Source organism: Waltera sp., assembly GCF_046969025.1.
GTDB lineage: Bacteria > Bacillota > Clostridia > Lachnospirales > Lachnospiraceae > Acetatifactor > Acetatifactor acetigignens.
On record NZ_JBKVQF010000001.1, the window covers coordinates 212644 to 238142 of the forward strand.

29 protein-coding genes are annotated in these 25499 nt (G+C 47.7%); all 29 read left to right on the forward strand.

Translation table 11 applies throughout. The features are described 5' to 3' along the window. The first annotated feature begins 78 nt into the window (after positions 1–78). The 29 genes from ACLTOH_RS00920 (at position 79) to tsf (ending at position 25365) form a co-directional block, all read left to right on the forward strand. A complete protein-coding gene (locus ACLTOH_RS00920; protein WP_412223116.1) occupies positions 79–264 on the forward strand; it encodes a flagellar FlbD family protein in 186 nt (61 codons plus the stop codon). Between the two features lie 25 nt (positions 265–289). Beyond that, positions 290–1087: a motility protein A gene (locus tag ACLTOH_RS00925; protein ID WP_182439131.1), complete on the forward strand. Its 798-nt coding sequence runs from the start codon at positions 290–292 to the stop codon at positions 1085–1087. Further along, a complete protein-coding gene (locus ACLTOH_RS00930) occupies positions 1087–1917 on the forward strand; it encodes a flagellar motor protein MotB (protein ID WP_118502502.1) in 831 nt (276 codons plus the stop codon). Before ACLTOH_RS00925 ends, ACLTOH_RS00930 begins: the two co-directional genes overlap by 1 nt. Before the next feature lie 29 nt (positions 1918–1946). Then, complete coding sequence (locus tag ACLTOH_RS00935; protein ID WP_022313076.1) at positions 1947–2465, forward strand: flagellar basal body-associated FliL family protein; 519 nt, start codon at positions 1947–1949, stop codon at positions 2463–2465. A 37-nt stretch (positions 2466–2502) separates the two neighbouring features. After that, the gene (gene fliM / locus ACLTOH_RS00940; protein ID WP_118537284.1) at positions 2503–3483 is read left to right on the forward strand and encodes a flagellar motor switch protein FliM; all 981 of its coding nucleotides are present in this window, start codon (positions 2503–2505) and stop codon (positions 3481–3483) included. Between the two features lie 2 nt (positions 3484–3485). Continuing rightward, positions 3486–4964: a flagellar motor switch phosphatase FliY gene (gene fliY / locus ACLTOH_RS00945; protein WP_412223118.1), complete on the forward strand. Its 1479-nt coding sequence runs from the start codon at positions 3486–3488 to the stop codon at positions 4962–4964. A 36-nt stretch (positions 4965–5000) separates the two neighbouring features. Continuing rightward, a complete protein-coding gene (locus ACLTOH_RS00950; protein ID WP_022313073.1) occupies positions 5001–5363 on the forward strand; it encodes a response regulator in 363 nt (120 codons plus the stop codon). After that, the gene (locus ACLTOH_RS00955) at positions 5363–5728 is read left to right on the forward strand and encodes a flagellar biosynthetic protein FliO (protein WP_022313072.1); all 366 of its coding nucleotides are present in this window, start codon (positions 5363–5365) and stop codon (positions 5726–5728) included. The genes ACLTOH_RS00950 and ACLTOH_RS00955 overlap by 1 nt, the downstream gene beginning before the upstream one ends. After that, the gene (gene fliP / locus ACLTOH_RS00960; protein ID WP_243026330.1) at positions 5709–6584 is read left to right on the forward strand and encodes a flagellar type III secretion system pore protein FliP; all 876 of its coding nucleotides are present in this window, start codon (positions 5709–5711) and stop codon (positions 6582–6584) included. Before ACLTOH_RS00955 ends, fliP begins: the two co-directional genes overlap by 20 nt. 22 nt (positions 6585–6606) lie before the next feature. Next, entirely contained in the window at positions 6607–6879 is a 273-nt protein-coding gene (fliQ, locus tag ACLTOH_RS00965) for a flagellar biosynthesis protein FliQ (RefSeq protein ID WP_118537282.1), read from the forward strand. An 11-nt stretch (positions 6880–6890) separates the two neighbouring features. Then, entirely contained in the window at positions 6891–7673 is a 783-nt protein-coding gene (gene fliR / locus ACLTOH_RS00970; protein ID WP_118537281.1) for a flagellar biosynthetic protein FliR, read from the forward strand. Next, the gene (gene flhB, locus ACLTOH_RS00975; protein ID WP_227064344.1) at positions 7673–8782 is read left to right on the forward strand and encodes a flagellar biosynthesis protein FlhB; all 1110 of its coding nucleotides are present in this window, start codon (positions 7673–7675) and stop codon (positions 8780–8782) included. The genes fliR and flhB overlap by 1 nt, the downstream gene beginning before the upstream one ends. 79 nt (positions 8783–8861) lie before the next feature. Then, on the forward strand, positions 8862–10895 hold the full coding sequence (gene flhA, locus ACLTOH_RS00980) for a flagellar biosynthesis protein FlhA (protein WP_237963477.1): 2034 nt from the start codon (positions 8862–8864) through the stop codon (positions 10893–10895). A gap of 41 nt (positions 10896–10936) precedes the next feature. Next, positions 10937–12175: a flagellar biosynthesis protein FlhF gene (gene flhF / locus ACLTOH_RS00985; protein ID WP_118537279.1), complete on the forward strand. Its 1239-nt coding sequence runs from the start codon at positions 10937–10939 to the stop codon at positions 12173–12175. Between the two features lie 39 nt (positions 12176–12214). After that, positions 12215–13117 (forward strand): MinD/ParA family protein, encoded by a 903-nt coding sequence (locus tag ACLTOH_RS00990; RefSeq protein ID WP_118537278.1) that lies wholly within the window; start codon positions 12215–12217, stop codon positions 13115–13117. A 15-nt stretch (positions 13118–13132) separates the two neighbouring features. Beyond that, entirely contained in the window at positions 13133–13864 is a 732-nt protein-coding gene (locus tag ACLTOH_RS00995; RefSeq protein WP_117467252.1) for a flagellar brake protein, read from the forward strand. Further along, on the forward strand, positions 13864–14946 hold the full coding sequence (gene cheB / locus ACLTOH_RS01000) for a chemotaxis-specific protein-glutamate methyltransferase CheB (RefSeq protein ID WP_118502498.1): 1083 nt from the start codon (positions 13864–13866) through the stop codon (positions 14944–14946). The genes ACLTOH_RS00995 and cheB overlap by 1 nt, the downstream gene beginning before the upstream one ends. Positions 14947–15000: 54 nt before the next feature. Further along, positions 15001–17109 (forward strand): chemotaxis protein CheW, encoded by a 2109-nt coding sequence (locus ACLTOH_RS01005; protein ID WP_412223120.1) that lies wholly within the window; start codon positions 15001–15003, stop codon positions 17107–17109. Between the two features lie 17 nt (positions 17110–17126). Beyond that, complete coding sequence (locus tag ACLTOH_RS01010; protein ID WP_022313062.1) at positions 17127–17618, forward strand: chemotaxis protein CheW; 492 nt, start codon at positions 17127–17129, stop codon at positions 17616–17618. 13 nt (positions 17619–17631) lie between these two features. Continuing rightward, a complete protein-coding gene (locus ACLTOH_RS01015; RefSeq protein WP_022313061.1) occupies positions 17632–18252 on the forward strand; it encodes a chemotaxis protein CheC in 621 nt (206 codons plus the stop codon). A 29-nt stretch (positions 18253–18281) separates the two neighbouring features. Further along, positions 18282–18770 carry a chemotaxis protein CheD gene (locus ACLTOH_RS01020; protein WP_022313060.1) on the forward strand — a complete coding sequence of 163 codons (489 nt, stop codon included), beginning with the start codon at positions 18282–18284 and terminating at the stop codon, positions 18768–18770. 25 nt (positions 18771–18795) lie between these two features. After that, a complete protein-coding gene (locus ACLTOH_RS01025; protein ID WP_022313059.1) occupies positions 18796–19092 on the forward strand; it encodes a hypothetical protein in 297 nt (98 codons plus the stop codon). Then, positions 19085–19849: a FliA/WhiG family RNA polymerase sigma factor gene (locus ACLTOH_RS01030; RefSeq protein ID WP_022313058.1), complete on the forward strand. Its 765-nt coding sequence runs from the start codon at positions 19085–19087 to the stop codon at positions 19847–19849. The genes ACLTOH_RS01025 and ACLTOH_RS01030 overlap by 8 nt, the downstream gene beginning before the upstream one ends. Before the next feature lie 53 nt (positions 19850–19902). Further along, entirely contained in the window at positions 19903–21492 is a 1590-nt protein-coding gene (locus ACLTOH_RS01035) for a DUF342 domain-containing protein (protein ID WP_412223122.1), read from the forward strand. Between the two features lie 109 nt (positions 21493–21601). Continuing rightward, on the forward strand, positions 21602–21859 hold the full coding sequence (locus ACLTOH_RS01040; protein WP_117467239.1) for a hypothetical protein: 258 nt from the start codon (positions 21602–21604) through the stop codon (positions 21857–21859). 20 nt (positions 21860–21879) lie between these two features. After that, positions 21880–22548, forward strand: coding sequence for a DUF6115 domain-containing protein (locus ACLTOH_RS01045; protein ID WP_118502488.1), 669 nt, complete (start codon positions 21880–21882; stop codon positions 22546–22548). Between the two features lie 33 nt (positions 22549–22581). After that, positions 22582–23223, forward strand: a complete 642-nt coding sequence (locus ACLTOH_RS01050; protein ID WP_117467235.1) for a hypothetical protein — start codon at positions 22582–22584, stop codon at positions 23221–23223. A 183-nt stretch (positions 23224–23406) separates the two neighbouring features. Further along, positions 23407–24162, forward strand: a complete 756-nt coding sequence (rpsB, locus tag ACLTOH_RS01055; protein WP_022153930.1) for a 30S ribosomal protein S2 — start codon at positions 23407–23409, stop codon at positions 24160–24162. 102 nt (positions 24163–24264) lie between these two features. Next, positions 24265–25365 carry a translation elongation factor Ts gene (tsf, locus tag ACLTOH_RS01060; RefSeq protein ID WP_337630221.1) on the forward strand — a complete coding sequence of 367 codons (1101 nt, stop codon included), beginning with the start codon at positions 24265–24267 and terminating at the stop codon, positions 25363–25365. Positions 25366–25499: the final 134 nt, after the last annotated feature.

A 25499-nucleotide genomic window follows, 5' to 3' on the forward strand; every position in this document is an offset into this window, starting at 1 on the left:
TATAAGAAAAAATGAGAAAAAAGCATAAAACGGATAAAGTGTAGAAAATGTTCGGATAACAGGGAAGGAGAAGACAGCATGGTAGAAGTTACGAAGATTAATGGAGTCAAGGTATTGGTGAATCCGGACCTGATTGAACTGGTGGAAGAGACCCCGGATACGGTGTTGACACTTACCACCGGAAAGAAAATAATTGTAAAAGAAAGTAGACAAGAAATAAAAAATCTTGTAATATTATACAGAAAGGATATTTTTGCAAGATAAAAAAGCAGAATGTCAGGTGATTTAAGTGGATATAGCATCTTTAGCAGGAATATTATTAGCGTTATTCATGTTGGTATTTGGTATCATAAGCTCTGCGGGTGTCGGAGGATTCGGAGAATATCTGGATCCGGCTTCTGCAATTATTACATTCGGTGGAGCTTTCTCCTGTACCCTCATGTCCATGAGCTTACAGAATTACATAGCGGGTCTGAAGTCCTTTACTCTGATCTTCAAGGCACCGGCACTGAATACTTCCGAGATGATCGGCAAGATCATAGAGCTTTCCAATGTGGCACGTAAGGAAGGTCTGCTGTCTCTGGAAGAAGCAGCAACGGATCTGGAGGAACCTTTCCTGAAAAAGGGAATTCTTCTGATCGTCGATGGTACCGATCCCGAACTGGTACGTGCCATCATGGAGACAGAACTGGTAAGTGTAGAGGGAAGACATAAAGAGACGATCGGTTTCTGGGATACACTGGCGGCCATGGGCCCTGCCTGGGGTATGATCGGTACCCTGATCGGTCTGGTAGATATGTTGTATCACATGGACGATCCGTCCACACTGGGACCTGCAATGGCAGTGGCGTTGATTACTACATTGTACGGATCCTTGCTGGCAAACTGGATCTGTACGCCTGTTTCCAATAAATTAAAAGCAGATAATGCTGTGGAAATGCAGCAGAAGGAAGTTATGATCGAGGGGCTTTTATCCATACAGGCTGGTGAAAATCCCCGTGTCATCGAAGAAAAACTGAAGTCATTCCTTCCTCCGAAGGACAGAACAAGTGCAGATGGTGAAGAGGAAGCAGGGGGTGAAGCATAATGGCAAAACGTAAGCCAGAAGATCCACCTGCTGGCTCCCCGGCATGGATGACCACATTCAGTGACCTGATGAACTTGCTGCTGTGCTTCTTTGTTATGTTGTTTTCCATGTCTTCGATAGATGCAACCAAGTACAGCGAAATGGCAGCAGCTATGTCGAACAGCACTTTTAGCATTTTCAATGCCGGATCCACGGCAATCGGTGAGGGTATCCTGATCAGCAACGGCGTCAGCCAGTTGAATGATCTGGATGAGTATATCAGTAATGCCGGAAGAAACGCAGACAGTGAGACGGATTCTGATAATTATGAGAAATATGACAGCGCAGAAGCTTTGGAAGAGGCACTGAATGAGAAAAATCTGGAGAGCAACGAAGAACTGGCTGAAACAGTACAGGAAGCTCTGGTGGAGGACAGCCTTGCAGATCAGGTCAGTGTGTCATTTACGGCACAATATGTGCAGCTATCTATGAAGGGAGCGCTGTTGTTTGATTCCGGAAGTGACAGCCTGAAGGATCAGGCTAAGGCAGTTCTGGACAAGGTGGGAGTGATCCTGGAACGTTACGGAAGTAATTCCACCATAGAAATCGAAGGACATACAGATAATGTCCCTATTCACAGTGCGAGGTTTGCCGATAATGAAGAATTGAGCAGCGCCAGAGCACTTTCCGTGTTCTATTATCTGACAGAGACTACCTCTCTGGATCCATCTGATCTGAGACACGCAGGGATGGGTGACCGTGTACCGGTAGCTGATAACTCCACAGAAGAGGGGCGCAGCAAGAACCGGCGTGTAGAGATCAGAATCTATAATCCATCCACAACATATTAGTGTGGAGAGGGAAAGGAAGCATAAGACCAATGAAGAAAAATCTGATGACAGTATTGATTCTGGCACTGCTGGTGGTGAACATTGTGTTGACCAGCGTCATGCTTGTGAGCATTGTGGGTACGAATAAGAAGACCGCACAACTGGTAGACAATATTACCACTGCCATGAATCTGGAACTTACCGTTCCGGGGGATGAAGAAACAACGAATGTTGCCCTTACCGATACAGAGGTATATAATATTGCAGACTCCATGACAATTCCTCTGAAGAGCGAAGCAGGAGCAAAACAGGATTACATCATGTTTGATGTATCTTTGTCTATCAACAAGAAGCATAAGGATTATAAGACCTATGGCAGCAGTGACACGCTGGCAAGCTATGAGAACCTGATCAAGGATGCTATCACGGCTACCGTTTCCGCACATACAGAGGATGAGTGCAGAGAGGATATGGAAGGCTTAAAAGAGGAGATTCTGAAGTCTGTTCAGGATCTATTCCAATCCGACTTCATCTACAAGGTCGCAATCAGCGGAGTGAAATTCGGCTGATGAAGCGGGAAAATAAGATGACAGGAGGTGAGGGCCTGTGAGTGATATACTTTCACAAAGTGAAATTGATAATCTTCTGAAACAGTTGTCTGAGGGAGACCTGGATGTAGACCAGATCCAGGGGGAGGACGAGAAGCAGGTCAAAAACTATGACTTCAGCCGCCCTACCAAATTCTCCAAAGAACATTTACGAACCTTGGAGATCATATTCGAGCATTACAGCCGACTGATCTCTACGAACCTTCCGGTATATCTGCGCAAGAACGTGCAGGTATCGGTAGCAAGTTCGGAAACGGTTACGTTCAGTGAGTTCTCCAACGCACTTTCGAATCCGTCGGTGCTTGGAATTGTTAATTTTGCACCACTCAACGGCAATATTATTATAGAGATTGCAACTAATCTATGTTATGCCATGCTGGATCGTATGCTGGGAGGCAGCGGCCAGCCATTGGAAAAGAGCAGAGATTTTTCCGATATAGAGCTGACAATCTTACAGAAGCTTTTGGTCATGTTTACGCAGCTGATGCGTGAACCCTGGAAAAACGTTGTTGAGATCTCACCGGTGTTAAGCCGGCTGGAAACGAATCCCCAGTTCGCACAGGTAATTGCTCCCAGCGATATGATCGCTATTGTTACCCTGAATATGAAAATCGGGGATGTCGAAGGAATGGTAAATATCTGTCTTCCTTTCTTTACACTGGAAGATGTGATGGATAAACTGAACACCAAATACTGGTTCTCCACAATGCAGGAGAATCACGATGAACACTACGAGGAGTACATTGAGTCCATGATCCGGAGAGTAGATATTCCGATCAAGGCAGTGCTGGGAAAGAGCACCATTTCGGTGAATGATTTCCTGAATCTGCAGGTGGGTGACTGTATCCGGCTGGATTCCAGAGTCGATACCGACATGAATGTGTATGTGGGCAATATTAAAAAGTTCACGGCACTGCCCGGTACGGATAGAGATTCGTATGCTGTTCAGATCACATCGGTGATCAGAGAGGAGGAGTAACGATGGATGGGATGTTATCTCAGGATGAGATAAATGCCCTGCTGCAAGGTATGGATCTGTCGGATACCGCGGATGGCGGTGATGCGGCAGCAGATCCGACACCGGAGAACAGTACGGCTGAAAATTATAATAATGAGAATGAAGCTGCGGAGAACGCAGCACCGGTTGTCAGTGACGGAGAGGAACTGACGGATGTAGAGAAGGATGCGATTGGCGAGGTGGCCAATATCAGTATGGGATCCTCTGCCACAACCCTATATTCACTGGTAAACCGCAAAGTAAATATTACAACTCCTGTGGTTACGCTGGCTACATGGAAAAACCTGCTGGACGCCTATGAAAAGCCCTGTGTATTTATTCAGATCAAGTATACCCAGGGACTGGACGGTACCAATATTCTGGTATTAAAAGAACATGATGTAAAAGTTATCACTGACCTGATGATGGGCGGTGACGGTACGAATACAGATGGAGAGCTGGGAGAACTGCATCTGAGTGCAATTTCCGAGGCGATGAACCAGATGATGGGCTCCGCAGCGACTTCCCTTTCCACACTGTTGCAGACGGTAATTGATATCAGCCCGCCTGAGTCTTCTCTTTTTGATCTGACAGAGGTAAAGGATGGCAAGGAAATATCTCCGTTTTTAGGAGGAACCTTTGTAAAAATCGCATTCCGTATGCAGATCGATGATCTGGTAGACAGTTCTATCATGCAGTTGTATCCCATCGATTTTGCCCGTAAGCTGGTAGAGACCTTTATCAATACCCAGATGGGAAGCCTGGGAGAAAGCAACGATCAGGCAGCAACTCAGCCGGAAAGCATACCTGCTCCCGCAGCAGCTTCGCAGAACAATGCAGGACAGATGAATGCCGGCGCAAACAATATGACTCAGATGAATATGCAGCAACCGGATCCCATGGCTATGAATCATATGAATGGCATGAATCAGATGGGCAACATGGGAATGCCACAGATGAACGGCATGAACCAGATGAATGGCATGAACCAGACGGGTGGCATGGGTATGAATCAGATGCCTGGCATGGACATGAATAGCATGAACCAGATGGGGATGAATGGTATGCCTCAGATGGGAATGCAGCAGATGGGGAACATGGGAATGCAACAGATGAATGGCATGGGCATGATGAACCAGATGGGCAATATGGGAATGCCGCAGCAGAATGTCAATGTGCAGCCTGCACAGTTCCAGAGCTTCTCAAATGACAGCATGGGACTTTCCGGACAGGAAAATATTGGTCTGATCAAAGATGTCCCTTTGGAAGTTACCGTAGAGCTTGGCAGAACGACGAAATCCATTTCCGAGATTCTGGAGTTCTCACCGGGTACGATCATTGAACTGGATCGTATTGCAGGAGAACCGATCGATGTTCTGGTAAACGGAAAATTTGTAGCCAAGGGTGAAGTTGTTGTAATTGAAGAAAGCTTTGGCGTCCGTATTACGGAAATTATTAAATAAAACAGAGAATAGACCAAACAAATGGAGGAAAATTAAATGGCAAAGAATATTTTGATCTGCGATGATGCAGCGTTCATGAGAATGATGATTAAGGACATTCTGACCAAGAACGGTTACAATGTTGCAGGAGAAGCAGAGAACGGAATGAAGGCAGTGGAGAAGTTCAAGGAAGTGAATCCCGATCTGGTTCTGATGGACATCACCATGCCTGAGATGGACGGCATCCAGGCACTGAAGGAGATCAAGAAGTTAGACGGTGGTGCTAAGGTTATCATGTGTTCTGCAATGGGCCAGCAGGCAATGGTTATCGAGTCTATCCAGGCCGGTGCCAAAGATTTCATTGTAAAACCTTTTCAGGCAGAACGTGTTATTGAAGCTGTGAAAAAGGTAGTGGGTTAATGATCATACTTACCGGAAAAGCAGACAGTTATGCCCAGTTCATTACAGTATTGTTCATCTTTGTGGCAGTACTGGCGGTAACCGCATTGGTAACGAAATGGATCGCAGGATACCAGAAACAACAGGGAGCGGCAGGCAATATTGAAGTGAGAGAGACCGTTCGGATCGCAAATAACAAATACATTCAGCTGGTCCGGATCGGTGAGTCTTATTTTGCCATTGCGGTCTGCAAGGATACCGTAACGGCCCTGGGACAGATTCCTGCAGAACAACTGAAAGGTAAGACTACATTGGAAAGTACTTCCGGGTTCCGGGAATTATTGGAACGTGCGGCGAAGAAAGAGAATGAAGAGAAAGATCATTGATGCAAGTATAAAATTAAAGACGATTATCTATATGGTATGCCTGCTGGTCACGGTAGGCATATTGTGTATTTGTACACCGGTAAAGGTGCAGGCATCGGAGCGTCATCTGACGGGAGATACGGAAGTTTCCACGGTGATCAATCCGGCGGGAACAGCCACGACCCCGGAAGAGGTAGGACAGCTGAATACGGCGAATACTGTCAGCATTACCTACAATAACGGTAACGGACAGATCAACGGTGCGCTTCGGATTCTGATCACTCTGACGCTGATCGCACTGGCACCGACCATTATTATCATGATGACCTCTTTTACGAGGATCATCATCGTGCTGCATTTTACCAGGTCTGCACTGAATACCCAGACGGCACCGCCGAACCAGATCCTGATCGGACTGGCACTGATCCTGACATTTTTCATTATGGAGCCTACGATCACGAGGATCAATGAGGAAGCAATCCAGCCTTTTGAGGAGGGCACGATCGATCAGGATGAGGCTCTGGAAAAAGGCATGGCTCCCTTACGGGAATTCATGTATCCCCAGACCCAGGTGAAGGATGTGGAGCTGTTCATGGATATTGCGGGTCAGGAGTGGGACGGAACCCTGGAGGATATTCCGAATTCCGTGCTGATTCCCAGCTTTATGATCAGCGAACTGCGAATGGCGTTCTGGATCGGCTTTATGATCTATATTCCTTTTATTGTAATTGATATGGTAGTGGCATCCACTCTGATGAGTATGGGTATGATGATGCTACCGCCGACGACGATCTCCATGCCCTTCAAGATCCTGCTGTTCGTACTGGCAGACGGTTGGGCACTGATCATAGGGCAACTGGTACAGACATTTTATTAGATTCGTAAGATGAGGTTTTGCTATGACGATAGATGCAGTATCGGAAATGACGAATAATGCGTTATATGTGATCATCAAGGTGTCCCTGCCGGTGTTGCTGGTATCCCTGGTTGTTGGTCTGGTCATCAGTATTTTCCAGACGGTGACTTCCATTCAGGAGCAGACACTGACCTTTGTACCGAAGATCGTTGCCATCTTTTTGTGTCTGGTGGTTATCGGTCACTGGATGATGAACACGATGGTGGAGTACACGGTGCAATTGTGGTCAAGTTTCAGCCAGTATGTACATAGGTGACGGGAAGAAATATGGTAGATCTTTCTTTTTCAATATATGATCTTGAATATTTTCTGCTGATATTCGTAAGAGTATCCTGCTTTGTATATATAGCGCCTTATTTCGGGATGAATGACACCCCGGCCAGAATCCGGATCGGCATCAGCTTTTTTACGGCGTGGCTGCTTTATGAGACGCTGACACCGGCGGATGCGGTAGTTGTTGACACTGTGATGGAATATGCGGTGATCGTCATGAAAGAGGCAATTGCCGGGCTGCTGATCGGTTTCGGGGCCAATATCTGTATGGCAGTCGTGAATTTTGCCGGTTCCATTGCTGACATGGAGACAGGCCTGTCCATGGCTACGTTACTGGATCCGGCTACGAAAGAGACCACCAGCATTACCGGTGTCTTGTATCAGTATTCTTTTATGCTGATGCTGATCGCTTCCGGAATGTACAGGTATCTTTTCGGAGCACTGGCAGACAGCTTTACACTGATCCCGGTGAACGGGGTGGTGTTTCACGCGGACAGTCTGTTACAATCCATGACAGAATTTATGAGTGATTATATCCTGATCGGCTTTCGTATTGTATTGCCGATTTTTTGTGTGATATTGCTTCTGAATGCAATCCTGGGAGTGCTGGCCAAGGTGTCTCCCCAGCTGAATATGTTTGCAGTAGGTATTCAGCTGAAGGTTCTGGCGGGGCTGACGGCAATGTTCCTTACCACCGGGATGCTTCCGGGGGCTGCCGATTTTGTCTATCAGGAAATGAAAAAGATGGTAGTATCTTTTATCGGAGGTATGATGTGATCCTGGAATATGATCTGCAATTCTTCGCTGCAGAAGGGATGGGCGGAGAGAAGACAGAGCCTGCTACCGAGAAAAAACTATCTGATGCCAGAAAAGAAGGTCAGGTTGCCAAAAGCCGTGAGATTGCCAACGGGCTGGGTCTGCTGACGGTGTTCCTGGTATTGAAAATATGGGTAGGACACATGGGGTATCAGTTTATAAATGTGTTCAGCGTCATTTACGAGAGAATTCCCGAGGTGGTGACTTTCTGGCATGGAAATATGCCACAGCAGGACACCGCAATCGCATTCCGGCAGATGCTTTTACAGGCCATCATCATTATGGCACCGCTCCTTTTGCTGGGATTAGTGGTGGCATTTTTGAGCGATGTGGTGCAGGTGGGCTGGAAGCCTACGGGAAAACCGCTACAGCCCAAGTTCAGTAAATTGAACCCGCTTTCGGGCTTCAAAAGAATTTTTTCTGCCAATGCGCTGGTGGAACTGATCAAGTCCATTCTGAAGATTGGATTGATCACTTACATATGTTATAATTATCTGAAAGATAAATGGCCTCTGCTGTTTTCCCTGTATGATATGGATCTGATGCAGGCTATTGCATTGATCGGCGGAACGGTGACAGATCTGGGAATCCGGGTGTCTCTGGTCTATATGATCATTTCGGCTGCGGATTTTATCTACCAGAAGTACAAATTCAGCAAAGACATGCGAATGACCAAGCAGGAGATCAAGGAAGAGTACAAGCAGCAGGAAGGTGATCCGCAGATCAAGGGGCGTATCCGTCAGAAGATGCAGGAAGCTTCCAGACGGAGAATGATGCAGAATCTGCCCCAGGCGGACGTGGTCATCACGAACCCAACCCATTATGCGGTGGCAATCAAATATGATCCGGAGGTGGCGGATGCCCCTATTGTGATCGCAAAAGGTGAGGATTATCTGGCAGCGAAGATCAAGGAGATCGCCAGAGAGCATCAGATAGAAATCGTAGAAAACAAACCACTTGCCAGAATGCTATATGCAAATGTGGATGTGGGACAGGCGGTGCCACCGGAATTGTACCAGGCGGTAGCAGAAGTCCTGGCGTTTGTATATCATCTGCAAGGGAAAGTATAGAAGTATAGAGAAGAAATAGAAACATTAGCAAAAAGATGAAAATACACAAAAAGAGAAAGGAGGTCAGGCACAGATGAAAATGAAAAAAGCGGATGTGGCGGTAGCAATTTATATCATGGCTGCCATTATCATGTTTATTGTGCCGATTCCCTCCTGGCTGCTGGATATTCTGTTAGCAATTAATATTTCCGTGGCGCTGACGATCCTGTTCGCCACGATGTTCAGTAAGGAAGTTCTGGATATGTCCTTCTTCCCTACGATGCTGCTGTTTACCACGATCTTCCGTATTGCGCTGAATACCTCATCCACCCGTCTGATCCTAAGAGACGGCAATGCAGGTAATGTCGTAGAAACTTTCGGTGAGTTCGTAGGTGGCGGTGATCTGGTCATCGGTGTCATTATCTTCATCATTCTGATCCTGATCCAGTTTATGGTCATCAACAAAGGTTCAGAGCGTGTATCTGAAGTAACAGCGAGATTTACCCTGGATGCAATGCCCGGTAAGCAGATGGCTATTGATGCGGATCTGAACACCGGAGCCATTACAGATGCGGAAGCAAAGAAGAGAAGAGAGAAAATCCAGGAAGAGGCAAGCTTTTTCGGTTCCATGGATGGTGCCGTAAAATATGTAAAAGGAGATGCGGTTGCGGGTCTTCTGATCACCACCATCAATATTGTGGGTGGTATCATCATGGGAATGACGAGACAAGGCATGGATATTACCAGCGCTCTGAATAAATACGCTATCCTGACTATCGGTGACGGTCTGGTAAGCCAGATCCCCTCCCTGTTGATCTCACTGTCCACCGGTATTCTGGTGACCAAGGGAAGCAAGGATGCTGACTTCGGTACGACACTGGTAAGCCAGTTGTTCGGTGTACCCAAGGGTCTGTACCTGGTGGGAGCCATGCTGGCAATCCTGGGATTCGTGACAGAATTGAACACGATCCTGTTCGTGGGATTGGGACTGGTGTTTATCATCGTGGCAAGAAATATCGAGGGCACGATCGAGACGGCACAGATCGAACAGGAGGTAGACAGCGAGGAAGCTGCGGCGGAGGAGATCCGGCAGCCGGAAAATGTCAACAGTCTGTTGCAGGTGGATCCCATCGAGCTGGAATTTGGTTACGGTATTATTCCTCTGGCGGATGTGAACCAGGGCGGTGACCTGTTGGATCGCGTGGTTATGATCCGAAGACAGATTGCGCTGGAACTTGGTACGGTGGTGCCTATTATCCGTCTGCGTGATAATATTCAGCTGAATCCGAATCAGTATATCATCAAGATCAAAGGTATTCAGGTCAGTGAGGGAGAAATCCTGTTTGACCATTATATGGCAATGAATCCCGGTTATGTGGAAGAGGAGATTACGGGTATCCCCACGTTCGAGCCTTCCTTCCATCTGCCGGCTATCTGGATCACGGAAGGTCAGAGAGAGCGGGCGGAGAGCCTGGGCTACACGGTAGTAGATCCCCCTTCCATCATCGCTACGCATCTGACGGAGATCATCCGCCAGCACATTGCGGAGCTGCTGACCAGACAGGATGTACAGAACCTTATCAACAATGTAAAAGAGAACAATCCTTCTCTGGTGGACGAGCTGGTACCAAAGTTGTTGGGACTGGGCGAGATCCAGAAAGTATTGCAGAATCTGTTGCGGGAGGGAATCTCCATCCGGGATCTGCTGACGATTCTGGAGACTCTGGCGGATTATGCACCGACGACAAGGGATACCGATATCCTGACGGAGTATGTGAGACAGAGCTTAAAGAGAGCAATCTCCACCAAGTATTTCCCTTCCCACGAGACTACCAGTGTGCTGACGCTGGATCCAAAGATCGAGCAGGAAGTCATGGGAAGCGTAAAACAGACAGAGACAGGAGCTTTCCTGAATCTGGATCCCGCCAGAAGCAAAGCAATTCTCAATGCGGTGGGAGAAGAGATCAAAAAGCTGGAAAACATGGGAAAGACCCCCATTATCATGACATCACCGATTGTAAGAATGTATTTCAAGCGGCTGACCGAAGATTATTATCCGGATCTGGTCGTAGTGTCTTACAACGAAGTAGAATCGAATGTGGAATTGCAGTCTGTGGGTATGGTCACAGCTTAAGATATTAAGCGCATTGAACCGACACAGGAACGAGGAACAGTATGATAATTAAGAAATTTACCGGGAAAACAGAAGCAGAGGCAACAGAGGCTGCGAAAAAAGAATTGGGAAACGGACTGGTGATCATGAATGTCCGTGAAGTGAAAAAGAAAGGGCTGTTCTCTTTTCTGTCACCGAAGCAGATCGAGGTGACCGCTGCGCTGGAGGATGAGTCCCCCCAGAGATCTGTGGTAAACAGTCTGAATCGTACGGAAGCTTCCGGGGCAGGTGTAGGTACGGCGAAGACTGTATCGATGAAAAACAGCACGGAAAATATAGAAAAAAAGCTGGATAGTCTGCAGACGCTTTTGGAAAGTCAGTTAAACAGCAGACCGGTAGATGCAAATACGGAGAAGGCAGCGGAAGCACAGAAAGAAGCTTTGGACAGTGAAGCGGAAGCAGCAGTGGAAAAGCAGGAAGAAAAAGAGGACGAGCAGAATCCGGAGCAGGATAAGTTCATCCGTCTGCTGTATAACAAAATGCTGGATAATGAGATGGATGAAAAATATGTCAACAGTATTCTGGAGGATGCTTCCAAGACAAAGAAAGCGGATCTTCCCTTTGATTATCTACTGGCGAATATTTATCAGAAGATGGTGTTGAAATTCGGAAAATCCGAAGGAATCACTCCGGCGGAGGACGGACCGAGAATCGTATGGTTCATCGGACCTACCGGTGTGGGTAAGACGACTACCATCGCCAAACTGGCAGGAAAATATTGTGTGGAAGACAAGAAAAAGGTGGCTCTCCTTACGGCAGATACCTATCGTATTGCGGCAGCGGAGCAGTTGCGGACCTATGCCAATATTCTGGAGACACCTTTCCGCGTGATCTATACACCGGAGGAGTTGCAGACCGCCATTGATGATTACTGGGACTGTGATTATATTTTTATCGATACAGCGGGGAGATCGCACCAGAATGCGGAACAGTTGGAGAAAATGAAGGAAATGGTGGGTGGACTGAAGAGACCGGAGGACTATCAGGTATTTCTGGTATTAAGTGCTACCACAAAATACAGGGATCTCCAGAAGATCGCAGACTGTTACGGAAAGATCGCAAAGTTTGAGTTGATTTTTACAAAGTTGGATGAAACAGAAGCAGTGGGGAATCTGCTGAACATAAAGCTTTATACGGATGCACCGATCGCATATGTGACCTGTGGTCAAAACGTTCCGGATGACATGGAAATGTTCAATCCTCAGAAGACGGTGAAACAGATCCTCGGAGGTAAGGAATAGAGAGGAAGGAAGAAAGCTTTAACAGAAAGGCGCGTGAAAATGGATCAGGCGGAACAGCTAAGGATCATTAAAGCAAATAACCAAATACGACCTACTGCAAGAGTCATTACCGTTACTTCCGGCAAGGGTGGCGTGGGAAAATCCAATATGTCCATCAATCTGGCAATTCAATTCCGCAAAATGGGCAAACGGGTGATCATTCTGGATGCTGATTTCGGGCTGGCGAACATCGAGATCATGTTCGGAGCAATACCGAAGCACAACCTGTGTGATCTGGTTTACGAGGGCAAGAGCATCAGTGATATCATTACCTGGGGCCCTATGGAAGTGGGATTTATTTCTGGTGGTTCGGGAATTGCCGGGATGTCCAATCTGGGAAAAGATGCCCTGACCTGTATCATACAGAATCTGGCGGAGCTGGATGCCCTGACGGATATCATTATCGTGGATACCGGAGCGGGAATCTCTGACAGTGTGTTGGAATTTCTGGTGGCCAGCGGGGAAGTGCTGCTGGTGACCACACCGGAGCCTACTTCCATCACGGATTCCTATTCTCTGCTGAAGGCACTGTACAGACATCCGAGATTCCAGGAGGATTTCACGAAGGTGATGATGGTGGCCAACCGGGTAAGTAATATCAAGGAAGGCCAGGTACTGTTCGACAAGCTGAATGCAGTCGTGACCAGATACCTGAAAATTCCCATGACTTATATGGGATGTGTACCTCAGGATCCTCAGGTCATGCAGGCGGTGATGCAGCAGGTACCCGTATCCATACAGAATCCGGGAGCAAAGGCAAGCCAGGCTTATCAGAGGATCGCAGAGAGAATGTGCGAAAAAGAAGACGATACAGCGCAGGAGCAGCAGCCCAGGCGCGGAATGGCAGCATTTTTTTCTCACATTATAGGTACGAGAAATGGAGCTACAAAACAGTCCAGATAAGAGAGGTATGAACTTATGTTATCCAGATTTGTGGAAGAAGGATCGAAAATAGAGCTCCGCGCATTGCAGCGGGGGTTGGAGGAAAAGGGAGCAGAAAGCACGGCAAAGGTGTACCAGAGCCGGGTGCTGCAGATTCTGTCGGAGGATACTCTGGAGATCTCCATGCCCATGGAGCAGACCAGACTGATACTTTTGCCGGTGGACTCGGAATACGACATGATCTTTTTCGAGGAGAACAGCCTCTACCAGTGCTTTGCAAGGATCATAGACCGGTACAAAAGCAACAACGTATATGTGCTGGTCATGGAACTGACCAGCAATCTGCGGAAATATCAGAGAAGAGAATATTATCGTTTTAGCTGCGCGCTGGATATGTGTGCCAGAAATCTGGAGGAAGAAGAGATCCAGGCACTGGAGAAAAATTCTCCTTATGAACTGCAGCCGGGACTTCCTTTGAAACACAGCGTGATCGTGGACATCAGCGGCGGAGGACTGCGATTTGTGTCTACCCAGCGATATGAACCCGGCAGTCTGATCCTGTGCAGTTATCATCTGGTGAAAGACGGAGAACAGAAAAAGTACGAGGTGGTAGGCAAAGTACTGGCGGTAAGAGAACTGGAGAAACGCAAGGGGACGTTCGAACACCGGGTACAGTACTATAACCTGGACGTAAATACAAGAGAAGAAATCATCCGCTTTATTTTTGAAGAAGAGCGTAAGAGTCGTAAAAAGGAGAGATTGGACTAATGCCAAAAAAAATACTGGTTGTTGATGACTCTGCACTCATGAGAAGAGTGCTGTGTGATATAATAGATACTGACATAAGGTTCCAGGTGGCTGACCGGGCAAAAGACGGATTGGAAGCATTCGATCTGTTGAGCCGAAACAGTTACGACGCAGTTGTCCTGGATGTGAATATGCCGCGTATGAACGGCCTGCAGCTTTTACAGGAGCTGCGTAAATACAAGATTCCCGCCCGTGTGATGATGGCCAGCACCGATACGAAGGAAGGCGCCAGAACCACTCTGGATGCTCTGGAACTGGGAGCGTTGGATTTTGTACATAAGCCGGACAGCGCAGTAGACTGTCGTGGTGAGAATTTCCGCAGAGAATTCCTGCGGACACTGAATGTGGTAGCGAACAGCAAACTGCCGGTATTTGCCGAGGAAGCGAAGCTTACCGAGGAAAAAGGCACGGTAAAAGAGATGATGAAGATCATCAATCATCATCCGGTCAGCGTGTCGGGTAGCAAGGTCGTAGCCATTGCCAGTTCCACAGGAGGCCCGAAATCTCTCCAGTCGGTGATTCCCTTATTGCCGGCGAATCTGGATGCACCGGTGCTGGTAGTACAGCATATGCCTGTGGGATTCACAGCATCCCTTGCAGAACGGCTGGATAATTTGAGCCAGCTTCATGTAAAGGAAGCAGCAGAGGGAGAAGAACTGAAAAAGGGATGGGTCTACATCGCCATGGGCGGCAAACACCTTAATGTTGTCACATCCCCGGCTGGACGCCATACGCTGCATCTGTCGGAGGAACCTTACAGGGAAGGTGTCAGACCCTGTGCCAATTATATGTATGAGTCCCTGCAGACCAGCCGCTTTGATTCGGTAGTCTGCGCCGTTATGACGGGAATGGGAGCGGACGGAACGGAAGGAATCGGGAAACTGAAAGCTTCCAAAAAGTCCTATGTGATCGCACAGGATCAGGATACCAGCGTAGTATTTGGAATGCCTAAGAGTATCATCGCAGCCGGGCTGGCAGATCAGGTAGTACCGTTAGATCAGATCGCCCAGGAGATCATACTGCATGTAGGAGTAGTAAAGTAGCAAGCAATATATGCCGTTTCCGGCAATACCGTGACCGGCAGAATGGAGGAAGAGATGGACGTAAGCCAATATCTTGAAATTTTTCTGGATGAAACAAATGAACATCTGCAGAACTTGAACACACAGATTCTGGAACTGGAGTCAGATCCTGAAAACATGGACAATATCAATGAGATATTCCGTGCCGCGCATTCCCTGAAAGGAATGGCAGGAACCATGGGCTACAAGCGTATGCAGAACCTGACCCATGACATGGAGAATGTGTTCTCGGAAGTACGTAACGGCAATATTAAAGTAAAACCGGAAATGATCGATGTATTGTTCCAGTGTCTGGATGCTCTGGAAGAGTACAAGAACAATATTCAGGAGACCTCTGATGAGGGAACCAACGACAATGAGAATCTGATCAAGGCCCTGAATGATATTTTAAACGATGGCAAGACGGAGGAGGCTCCCGCTGCCAAGGAAGAGGCTCCCACTGCCACAGCACCTGCAGCTGAATCCGGCGCAGACGGTGGTGAAAAATGGAATGACATTGCTTTTGATGACAGCCAGATCCGTGTGATCAAAGAGGCTATGAAGCAGGGTAAAAATGTATACGGCATCAATGTAGTGGTACAGGAAAGCTGTATCCTGAAGGCCGCAAGAGCATTCCTGGTATTCAAGGCAGTGGAGGAAAAAGGTGAGATCATCGTATCCATGCCCAGCGCACAGGATGTAGAGGATGAGAAGTTCGACAAGGACTTCACACTGATCGTTCTGTCTGATTACTCTCTGGATGATATTATCAAGTCCGCAGAGAGCGTATCTGAGATCGCACAGGTAACCGGTGCGGTACTGGAACTGGAGAAGACCAAGAATTACCATGCGGAAGAGGAAGCAATCGAACCCGCAGAAGAGAAGAAGGAAGCAGTGGCAGAGGTCAAGGCTGCAGAACAGCCCAAGAAGGAAGAAAAGAAGCCTGTAGCCGCAGCCAAGGCACCGGAAAAGAAACCCGCCAATAAGCCGGTCGTCAACCGTACCGTGCGTGTAGATATTGAAAAACTGGATTCCCTGATGAATCTGGTAAGTGAGCTGATCATTGCCAAGAACTCTCTGGTAGCTGCGTCCAGCAATGACCAGGGCAATAATTCCGCATTCAATGAGCAGATCGAGTATCTGGAAAACGTAACCACGAACCTTCATGAATCTGTAATGAAGGTACGAATGGTACCTATTGAGAGCGTTGTTGTGAAGTTCCCCAGAATGATCCGTGATCTGTCCAAGAAGCTGGACAAGAAGATGGAATTGTATATGAGTGGTGAAGAGACCGAACTGGATCGTACCGTAGTAGACGAGATCGGAGATCCTCTGATGCATCTGCTTCGTAATTCCGCAGACCATGGTCTGGAATCCGCAGAGGTACGTGCACAGCGTGGCAAGCCGGAACAGGGATCTATCTTCCTGGATGCTTATCAGGATGGTAATAACGTAGTCATCGAAGTAAGGGATGATGGTAACGGTATTGATGTAGAAGCTGTTAAGAATAAAGCAATCGAACGTAATCTGGTAACCACGGAGCAGGCTGCTAATATGTCTGAGAAGGATATTATCAACCTGCTGTTCCAGCCTGGATTCTCTACTTCTGAGAAGGTGACCGACGTTTCCGGCAGAGGTGTAGGTCTGGATGTTGTTAAGTCCAAGATCGAATCCTTAAGCGGTGAAGTGGAAGTGAAATCCAAGTGGGGAGAGGGAAGTACCTGGACCATTCGACTGCCTCTGACCCTTGCAATTATCCAGGCACTGATGGTAGTCGTAGGAGGAGAAAAATATGCGATCTCTCTGGGATCCATCCAGACGATCGAAGATATCTCTCCCAACGATATCAAACTGGTAGAGAACAAAGAAGTGATCAACTTGAGAGGAACCGTGATTCCTCTGATCCGTCTGACTGAGGTACTGGATGTAGAGAGTACCAGATCCCTTGAGGACAACCTGATCGTTGTCATTGTCAAGAAGGGCGATAAGATGGCAGGTCTGGTTATCGACGAACTGATCGGACAGCAGGAGATCGTTATAAAGTCTCTTGGCAAATACATCAAGCAGTGCAAATTCATCAGTGGTGCAACGATCCTTGGTGACGGCGAAGTAGCACTGATCCTGGATGCCAACGCATTACTGTAAGGAGGGAGATGACAGTTATGGAAGAACTTAGCATGAAAGAAACTTTAAAGGCCGGAGACGAGCGTAAAGTTGAGGAGGATTTTTTCCAGTATATTGTGATCCGCCTCGGAGATGAGCAGTACGGTATCGATATCCGATACATTGACAATATTGTAAGAATGCAGCATATCACCAGAGTGCCCAAGGTACCCGCATATTTAAAAGGTGTCATCAATCTGCGTGGTGAGGTTCTGCCGGTCATGAGTCTTCGCGTGAAGATGGGACTGGAGGCAGACGAACTGACCCGTGCTACCAGAATCATCATTCTGAAGCAGGAACAGCAGGGCAGTGTAGGAATCATTGTGGATGAAGTAAGAGAAGTAGTGACTCTGGGAAGCAGTGAGATTGAGAAATTATCACAGAATACCGCTGAGAGCAAAAAGAGCTTTATTACAGGTGTAGGCAAACACAATGGGGAACTGATCTCTCTGTTGGATCTGAATTCCATCACATTGGAGGAAAATGCATAAAGGAGACTGATCCATGGGAGATCTGAGTTTAGAGAAAGTTTCGGAAACATATCTGGACGTTTTAAAAGAAATTGGCAACATTGGAGCGGGCAACGCTATGACAGCACTCTCCCAGATGCTGAACTGTAAGGTAGATATGAAGGTACCGCAGGTAAAGCTTTTGGATTTCAACGAAGTAGGAGCATTGATGGGAGGAGAAGAGCAGGTAATGGTCGGTGTCTTCCTGGGAGTGGAAGGAGATATCACCGGCAGCATGATGTTTCTGGTAGAACAGGGCAGCGCCAAGCATCTTCTCCATAAGATCATGGGAGACATGGTACAGCAGGAAGGGTTCTCCGAGATCGAATTTTCTGCCATGCAGGAGATCGGCAACATTATTACGGGAGCTTACCTGAATTCCCTGTCCATGATGACGAATCTGACCATTATTCCTACCCCACCGTCTCTGACACTGGATATGGCAGGAGCTATTCTCAGTGTTCCAGCCATTGAATTCGGAACATTGGGAGACAAGATTCTGCTGATACAATCTCAGTTTTATGACGAAGTTGAGATCGACGGATATTTTATTCTGGTTCCCGATATTGAATCCTACCCGAAGATTCTGACATCTTTGGGAATACCTATAGCATAGATTCAGAAGCGCAGAAGAAGGGGAGCAGAATGAGCGAGATTATTAAAGTAGGGATGGCGGACCTGAAGACCTGTGTAAGCCCAGATGGAGTGACAACTCTGGGACTGGGCTCCTGCGTGGGAATCGCAATCCGCGACCCGGTGACAAAAATAGGCGGTCTGGCACATATTATGCTGCCGGACAGCACTACGATCCGTAACAGCAGTCAGAACATTGCAAAATTTGCAGATACCGGAATCGATGAACTGGTACGACAGATGGAGAAGCTGGGAGCCAAAAAAGCGAGAATGGTTGCCAAGATTGCTGGCGGAGCTACTATGTTCACGTTTCAGGGGAAAAACGACATGATGCAGGTGGGGGATCGTAACGTGGAGGCTGTGAAGAAGAAACTGAAAGAGATCAGTATTCCTATTTTGGCACAGGATACAGGTAAGAATTACGGAAGAACCGTAACTTTTTATCCGGAGACCGGAGAGTTCCATATTCGTGCGGTAGGAAAGAGTGAGTCCATCATTTAAGGATGGATGACCGGATGGGTAAATTATGAACAGAAAGAATATGCCATTGCTTTTGATGCTGATCGCAGGTGCGTGTACCTGGATCGTAACGCTGGTGAGAAGTTATTCGTTACTGGCAAGTCTTGTGGCACTTTTTACTGTTATGCTGCTGTTTTATTGTCTGGGAAGTGTGATCCGGCTGTTGCTGGACCGGTTCGACAGACAGAATGAAGAGAAGGCAAAACAGGAGCAGGAAGAAAAAGAGAAGGCTTTACAAGAGGAAGAAGCTGCTGGGTCACAGGAGGACACAGCGCAGAAGGGTGTAAGCGATTCGAATGGATGAAGCCGGTAAGAAAAGGTTATTAGAAGAATATGCTGCTAATAAACGACCGGAGACCAGAGAACAGTTGATACTGGAGTATGCTCCGCTAGTCAAGGCAGTAGCGGGACGGCTGAGTATGTATCTGGGCTATAATGTGGATTACGAAGACCTGGTCAGTTACGGGATTTTTGGACTGATTGATGCCATTGACAAGTTCGACTGCCTCAAAGAGGTAAAGTTCGAGACTTATGCCAGTCTGAGGATCCGGGGAGCCATTCTGGACCAGATCCGTAAAATGGACTGGATTCCCCGAACGATAAGACAACGGCAGAAGAAGATCGACGCGGTCATCAAGGAAGTGGAACAGACCACGGGACGCAGTGCAACGGATGAAGACATTGCAGCGGGACTGGGAATTTCTTCAGAGGAATATCTGGACTGGCAGTCCCAGATGAAGATCACCGGCCTGATATCCCTGAACGAGTATATGGATCAGGGAAGTGATGTCTCACAGGATTATAGCAGACATATGACAGCACGTTTTGATGGTCCGGAAGAAAGTGTGGAAAAAGAAGAACTGACCAAGGTTCTGGGAGAAGCACTGGAACTTCTGACGGAAAAGGAAAAGAAAGTAGTTACGCTATATTATTATGAGGATCTGACATTGAAGGAAATCAGTAACATTCTGGAGGTGTCGGAGTCCAGGGTATCCCAGCTACATACCCGTGCTTTACAGAAAATGAAGACAAAAATGGGAGACTACATGGGACTTTTGTAGAACCTCGTTGACCCGTAATGGAATGCGGGATGGGAAGGCAGAGGAAAAGGCGTATGCAGAATGGCTATTTTCAAGTGGTGAGAACACCGGGAGGTTATGGATTACAGATCTTCCAACCCAAGGATGGAGGAGAGGACGTAAGACTGCAGGAGGTAATGGATTATCTGGACAGACAATCCATACCTTATGATCCCATGTCCATTAAAAAGGCGATACTCGCAGAAGAAGACGCGGTCTGCTTTCTGGAACGAAAGGATTGTCCGGAAATCGAGGAGAGCTGTCAGATCACAGTCAGTCAGGATAATATGCAGGCAGTCATACGCTTCTATCCGGCGTCCCAGACCGGAAAACGTGCGACGATGGACAGTGTGATCAAGGATCTGAGATATCACAGCATCGTCTATGGAATCCAGATGAGTGTTCTGCAGGATCATTTTATGTCTGACGGAATTTATTGCACCGATCTGGTAGTGGCCCGGGGAAAAGAACCCAGACATGGCACAGACGCCTATATCAAATATTATTTTAATACGGATGTTCACGCACAGCCGACACTGAAAGATGATGGGACGGTGGATTATTTCCATCTGAATATGATCAACCCCTGTAAAAAGGGACAGCTGCTGGCAGAGGTCATTCCGGAGGACGAGGGAGAGTACGGAACTACCGTACAGGGTGCCAAGATCCGGCCCAGACAGGTGAAAAAAGCCCATCTGGAGTTCGGTCATAATATAGAGATTTCCGAAGACCGGAGAAGACTCACTTCTCTGGTGGATGGACATGTTTCCCTGGTAGAGGGAAAGGTGTTTGTATCGGATGTCTACGAAGTGGAAAATGTGGATCTGTCTACCGGAAATATTGATTTTGAGGGCAGCGTGCAGGTAAATGGCAATGTTTCCTCCAATTTCGTCATCCGGGCAGGCAGCAATGTGATCATAAGCGGTGTCGTGGAAGGTGCCTACATTGAGGCTGGGGGCAATATCATCATTGCCCGCGGAATGAATGGTATGGCAAAGGGTACGCTGAAAGCTGGGGGCAATATTGTGGCAAAATTCCTGGAGAATGCTACAGCCAGTGCCGGAGGCTATGTCAGCACGGAGTCGATCCTGCACAGCAATGTGATAGCGGCAACAGAGATCCAGGTAACCGGCAAGCGAGGATTTATCACCGGCGGTCATGTACGTGCCGGACAGAAGATTGAGGTTAAGACGCTGGGGGCAATGCTGGGAGCGCCGACGGTAGTGGAAGTTGGTGTGGATCCGGAAAAAAAGGCAGAATATATGAAGATGCAGAAGGAAGTCTCCGAGATTGTGAAGAATATCCGCAGTCTGCAGCCGATCCTTGCAAATTTTGCAGAAAAAAAGAGTAAGGGAGTCCGTTTTACACCGGATCAGATCAACTATCTCAGAAACACTGCAGCTTCCATGGAGACACTCAATAAGAGTCTGGAGGAAAAGAACCGGCGTATGCAGGAACTGCAGCTGGAGTTCAATCCGCAGGAGCGGGCCATGGTGCAGGTACGGGGAGAAGTGTACCCGGGTACTACGATCATCATCGGAGATTCTTCCATGCAGGTGAAGAGTACCTATCATTATTGCCGGTTCGAGCGCATTGACGGAGATGTGAAGTCCACACCACTGTAACCGGCAGCAGATTGTTGCAGGAACAGAAAATGGCAGAAAAGAGGAATGTCTTATGTCGTTTGGATCTTTGGAGGTTGCGTCGATCCCGCGAACGCAGGATTACACGACGATGAAGCAGAATGAAGACAATAAGGGTGCATTTCAACAGATGACGCTGGGAGAGCATGCACAGAAACAGAGTGAACAGCGGACCAGAGAAGTGCACAGCAGTGATAATGCAGACTGGTATACGGGGCAGTATGATGCCAAGGAAAAAGGAAAGAATGAGTATGCCGGTAACGGTGGTAAACACCGGAAAAAAGAAAATTCCGAAAAAGATGGTGTGGTGGTGACGAAACAGCATCAGGGATTTGACATTAAGATCTGAGAATACAAAGGAAAAGCAGTATGGGTATATTAGAAGTGGTTCTGCTGATCGCAGGAATCGTAATATTTATAGGAAGTTTTTTATTGCCTTCCGGAAAAGAAAGCGGAATCAATAAAGAAGCAGCAAAAGAAGAGATCAAAGGTCTTATGGAAGAAGAAATGCAGACAGTTCGCAGTCAGATGCAGGATAAAATGGACGAGACCTCGGAAGATGCGCTGGAGAAGGCGGAACGTTCCCTGGAACGTCTGACCAATGAAAAGATCATGGCAGTGAGTGAATATTCCGATACGGTATTGCAGGAGATTCACAAGAACCATGAGGAAGCCATGTTTTTATACGATATGCTGAACAATAAGCATGCCAATATCAAAGATACCGTATCCAAAATGGATAAGGCAGTGAAGGCGGCAGAAGACAAGGCTAAGGTCAAAGCGGAAGAGAACGTGAAGACACAGAAGGAGAATGTGACGGAAGAACAGCTGACAGAAGTACAGGAACCGGCAGAGACGATAGAGCCGTCCGGCTCCCCGGAGATCGGATTCATGGGGGAGACCGCAGAAGAAGGTCAGAACAATAACGAGAAGATTCTGGAAATGCACAGACAGGGCAAATCCACAGTGGCGATTGCCAAGGAACTGGGGCTGGGTGTCGGTGAAGTAAAGCTTGTGATCGACCTGTATAAGGCCTGACAGTAATCGTGTGAATTAAGGACGGAGATATCGATGAAATTAAAATATTATCTGCGAGGTCTCGGAATCGGTATGATCGTGACGGCATTGATCCTGGGAATCAGTTTTTCCAACCGGCAGGATCAGACATCCCAGATCATGACGGATGACCAGATCAGAGAGCGTGCGGCAGAACTTGGAATGGTGGACAGCAGTGAACTGACGCTGGCGGCACTGCAAAACAGTGAAAAACAGCCGACGGAAGGCACACCGGAGGAAACCACGCAGACACAGGAACAGAACAATATAGAAGCGGAACCGGAGACCACGGTTCCCGCAGAGACACAGGCTACGGTGGAACCGGAGACAACTCAGGAACCGGAAGCTACAGCAGAGCCAGAGCCTGAGAAGACGGCGGAACCTGAAAAGACGGCGGGACCGGAGACAACCGCAGAGCCGGAAGTAACCGAAGCACCACAGCGGACACAGACCGCCAGCATAACAATCCAGAGAGGCGATGATTCCGGCAGTGCCAGCAGACGGCTCTATGAGGCCGGACTGGTGGAGAATGCAAAGGCATTTGACAATTATTTATGCAACAACGGCTACAGCCGCAGTATCAATCCCGGCACATATGAGATCGCTCCCGGGGCTTCCGAAGAGGAAATTGCTAAAATAATCACAGGAAAACATTAAAAACCCCTTGTCATAGGGGTTTTCCTATGTTATAATCGCACTGTTGTGACAAAAAACACGCCTTTCGATTTGACGATGGTGCTCCTGCCAAAATGCAGAGGTCTTCGCCAGAGCTAACCGGGTTCTTAACGCGTCCCGGCAGAAAAGAAATGCGGAAGATTTTAACCAAATGGAGGTAAAGACATGAGCGTTATTTCTATGAAGCAGTTACTTGAAGCAGGTGTTCATTTTGGACATCAGACCAGAAGATGGAACCCTAAGATGGCTCCTTACATCTTCACCGAGAGAAACGGTATCCACATCATCGACCTGCAGAAGTCCGTTGTAAAGGTTGACGAGGCTTACAAGGCAGTATCCGAGATCGCCGCACAGGGTGGCACCATTCTGTTCGTTGGTACCAAGAAGCAGGCACAGGACGCTGTAAAGGTTGAGGCTGAGCGTTGTGGTATGTACTATGTAAACGAGAGATGGTTGGGTGGTATGCTGACCAACTTCAGAACCATCCAGTCCCGTATCGCAAGACTGCATGCAATCGAGACCATGTCTCAGGACGGTACTTTCGATGTACTGCCTAAGAAGGAAGTTATTCAGTTAAAGAAAGAATGGGAGAAGCTGGAGAAGAACCTGGGCGGTATCAAGAACATGACCAGAGTTCCCGACGCTATCTTCGTTGTAGATCCCAAGAAGGAGAGAATCTGCGTACAGGAAGCTCATGCACTGGGCATCACTCTGATTGGTATCGGTGATACCAACTGTGATCCTGAAGAGCTGGATTACATCATCCCCGGTAATGATGACGCTATCAGAGCCGTTAAGCTGATCGTTTCCAAGATGGCTGATGCTGTGATCGAAGCAAAGCAGGGCGAAGCTGTATACAGTGACGCTGACGTTGCTACCGAGGCTGAGGATATCGAAGAGGTTGCAGCTGACGCTGAATAATCCGATTCCATAAGAAAAGCATAGGAACCCAGATTGCGATGCCTGTCATTACGGTCTGGGTTCTTGAGGATAATATATTAATTAAGAAGAGAGGATAAAAAAATGGCAATTACCGCATCTATGGTAAAAGAGCTCCGTGAAATGACCGGCGCTGGTATGATGGATTGTAAGAAGGCTCTGAACGAGACCAATGGAGATATGGACGCAGCTGTTGAGTTCCTGAGAAAGAACGGACAGGCTAAGGCTGAGAAGAAAGCAAGCCGTATCGCAGCAGAAGGTGTTGCTCGTGCAGCTATCTCCGCAGACGGCAAGACCGCTTGCGTAATCGAAGTAAACTCCGAGACCGACTTCGTTGCAAAGAACGAGACCTTTACTTCTTTCGTAGAGGCTGTTAATGCAGCAGCACTTGCTTCCGATTTACAGGGTGGCAAGGATGGCGAAGATATCGAAGCACTGTTAGCAGTTCCTTTCGAAGGCGCAACCGTTAAGGATGCTCTGGTAGAGAAGACTGCTACCATCGGTGAGAAGCTGTCCATTCGCCGTTTCGAGAAGGTAGCCGGAGATGTAGCAGTATCCTACATCCATGGTGGCGGCCGTATCGGTGTTATCGTTGCAGCTAACGGCGCATCTGATGACGCAGCAAGAGAAGCACTGACCAACATCGCTATGCAGGTAGCAGCTATGAATCCTACCTACATCAGCAGAAATGATATTTCCGCAGAAGAGCTGGCTAAGTTACAGGAGATCACTGTTGACGCAGCTCTGAACGATCCTGCATCCCTGCCTAAGCCCATTCTGAACAAGCTGATCGACAAGGCTATGAACAGTTCTGCATGGAGCGATGAGGACAAGACTATCTACGAAGAGAAGAAGAGCAACATGAATTACCTGTTCAACTTTCTGTCCAAAGAAGCTGCAGCTGCTCTGGCTGAGCTGGCTATGGCTGACAAGGACGCTATCGTATCTGACAAGATCTTCAAGGGTCTGGCAGACGGTCGTGTATCCAAGCAGCTGAAGGAGATCTGCCTGTTAGATCAGACCTACGTTAAGGCTGAGGATGGCAAGCAGACCGTAGCTAAGTACCTGGAGAGCGTTAACAAGGCTCTGACCATCGCTAAGGTTGTTCGTTTCGAAGTTGGCGAAGGCATGGAAAAGAAGAACGAAGATTTCGCAGCAGAAGTTGCCGCTCAGATGAAAGGTTAATTATAGGATTATACGATAGAAAAAGGCATACGCGAGTATGCCTTTTTTGTTTGATGAATGGAAAGTTACGCGAGCAATGAGCCGCGCATAGGCATAGTGAAGACAGCGATGGGCGCTTGCGCACAATTCGCTGT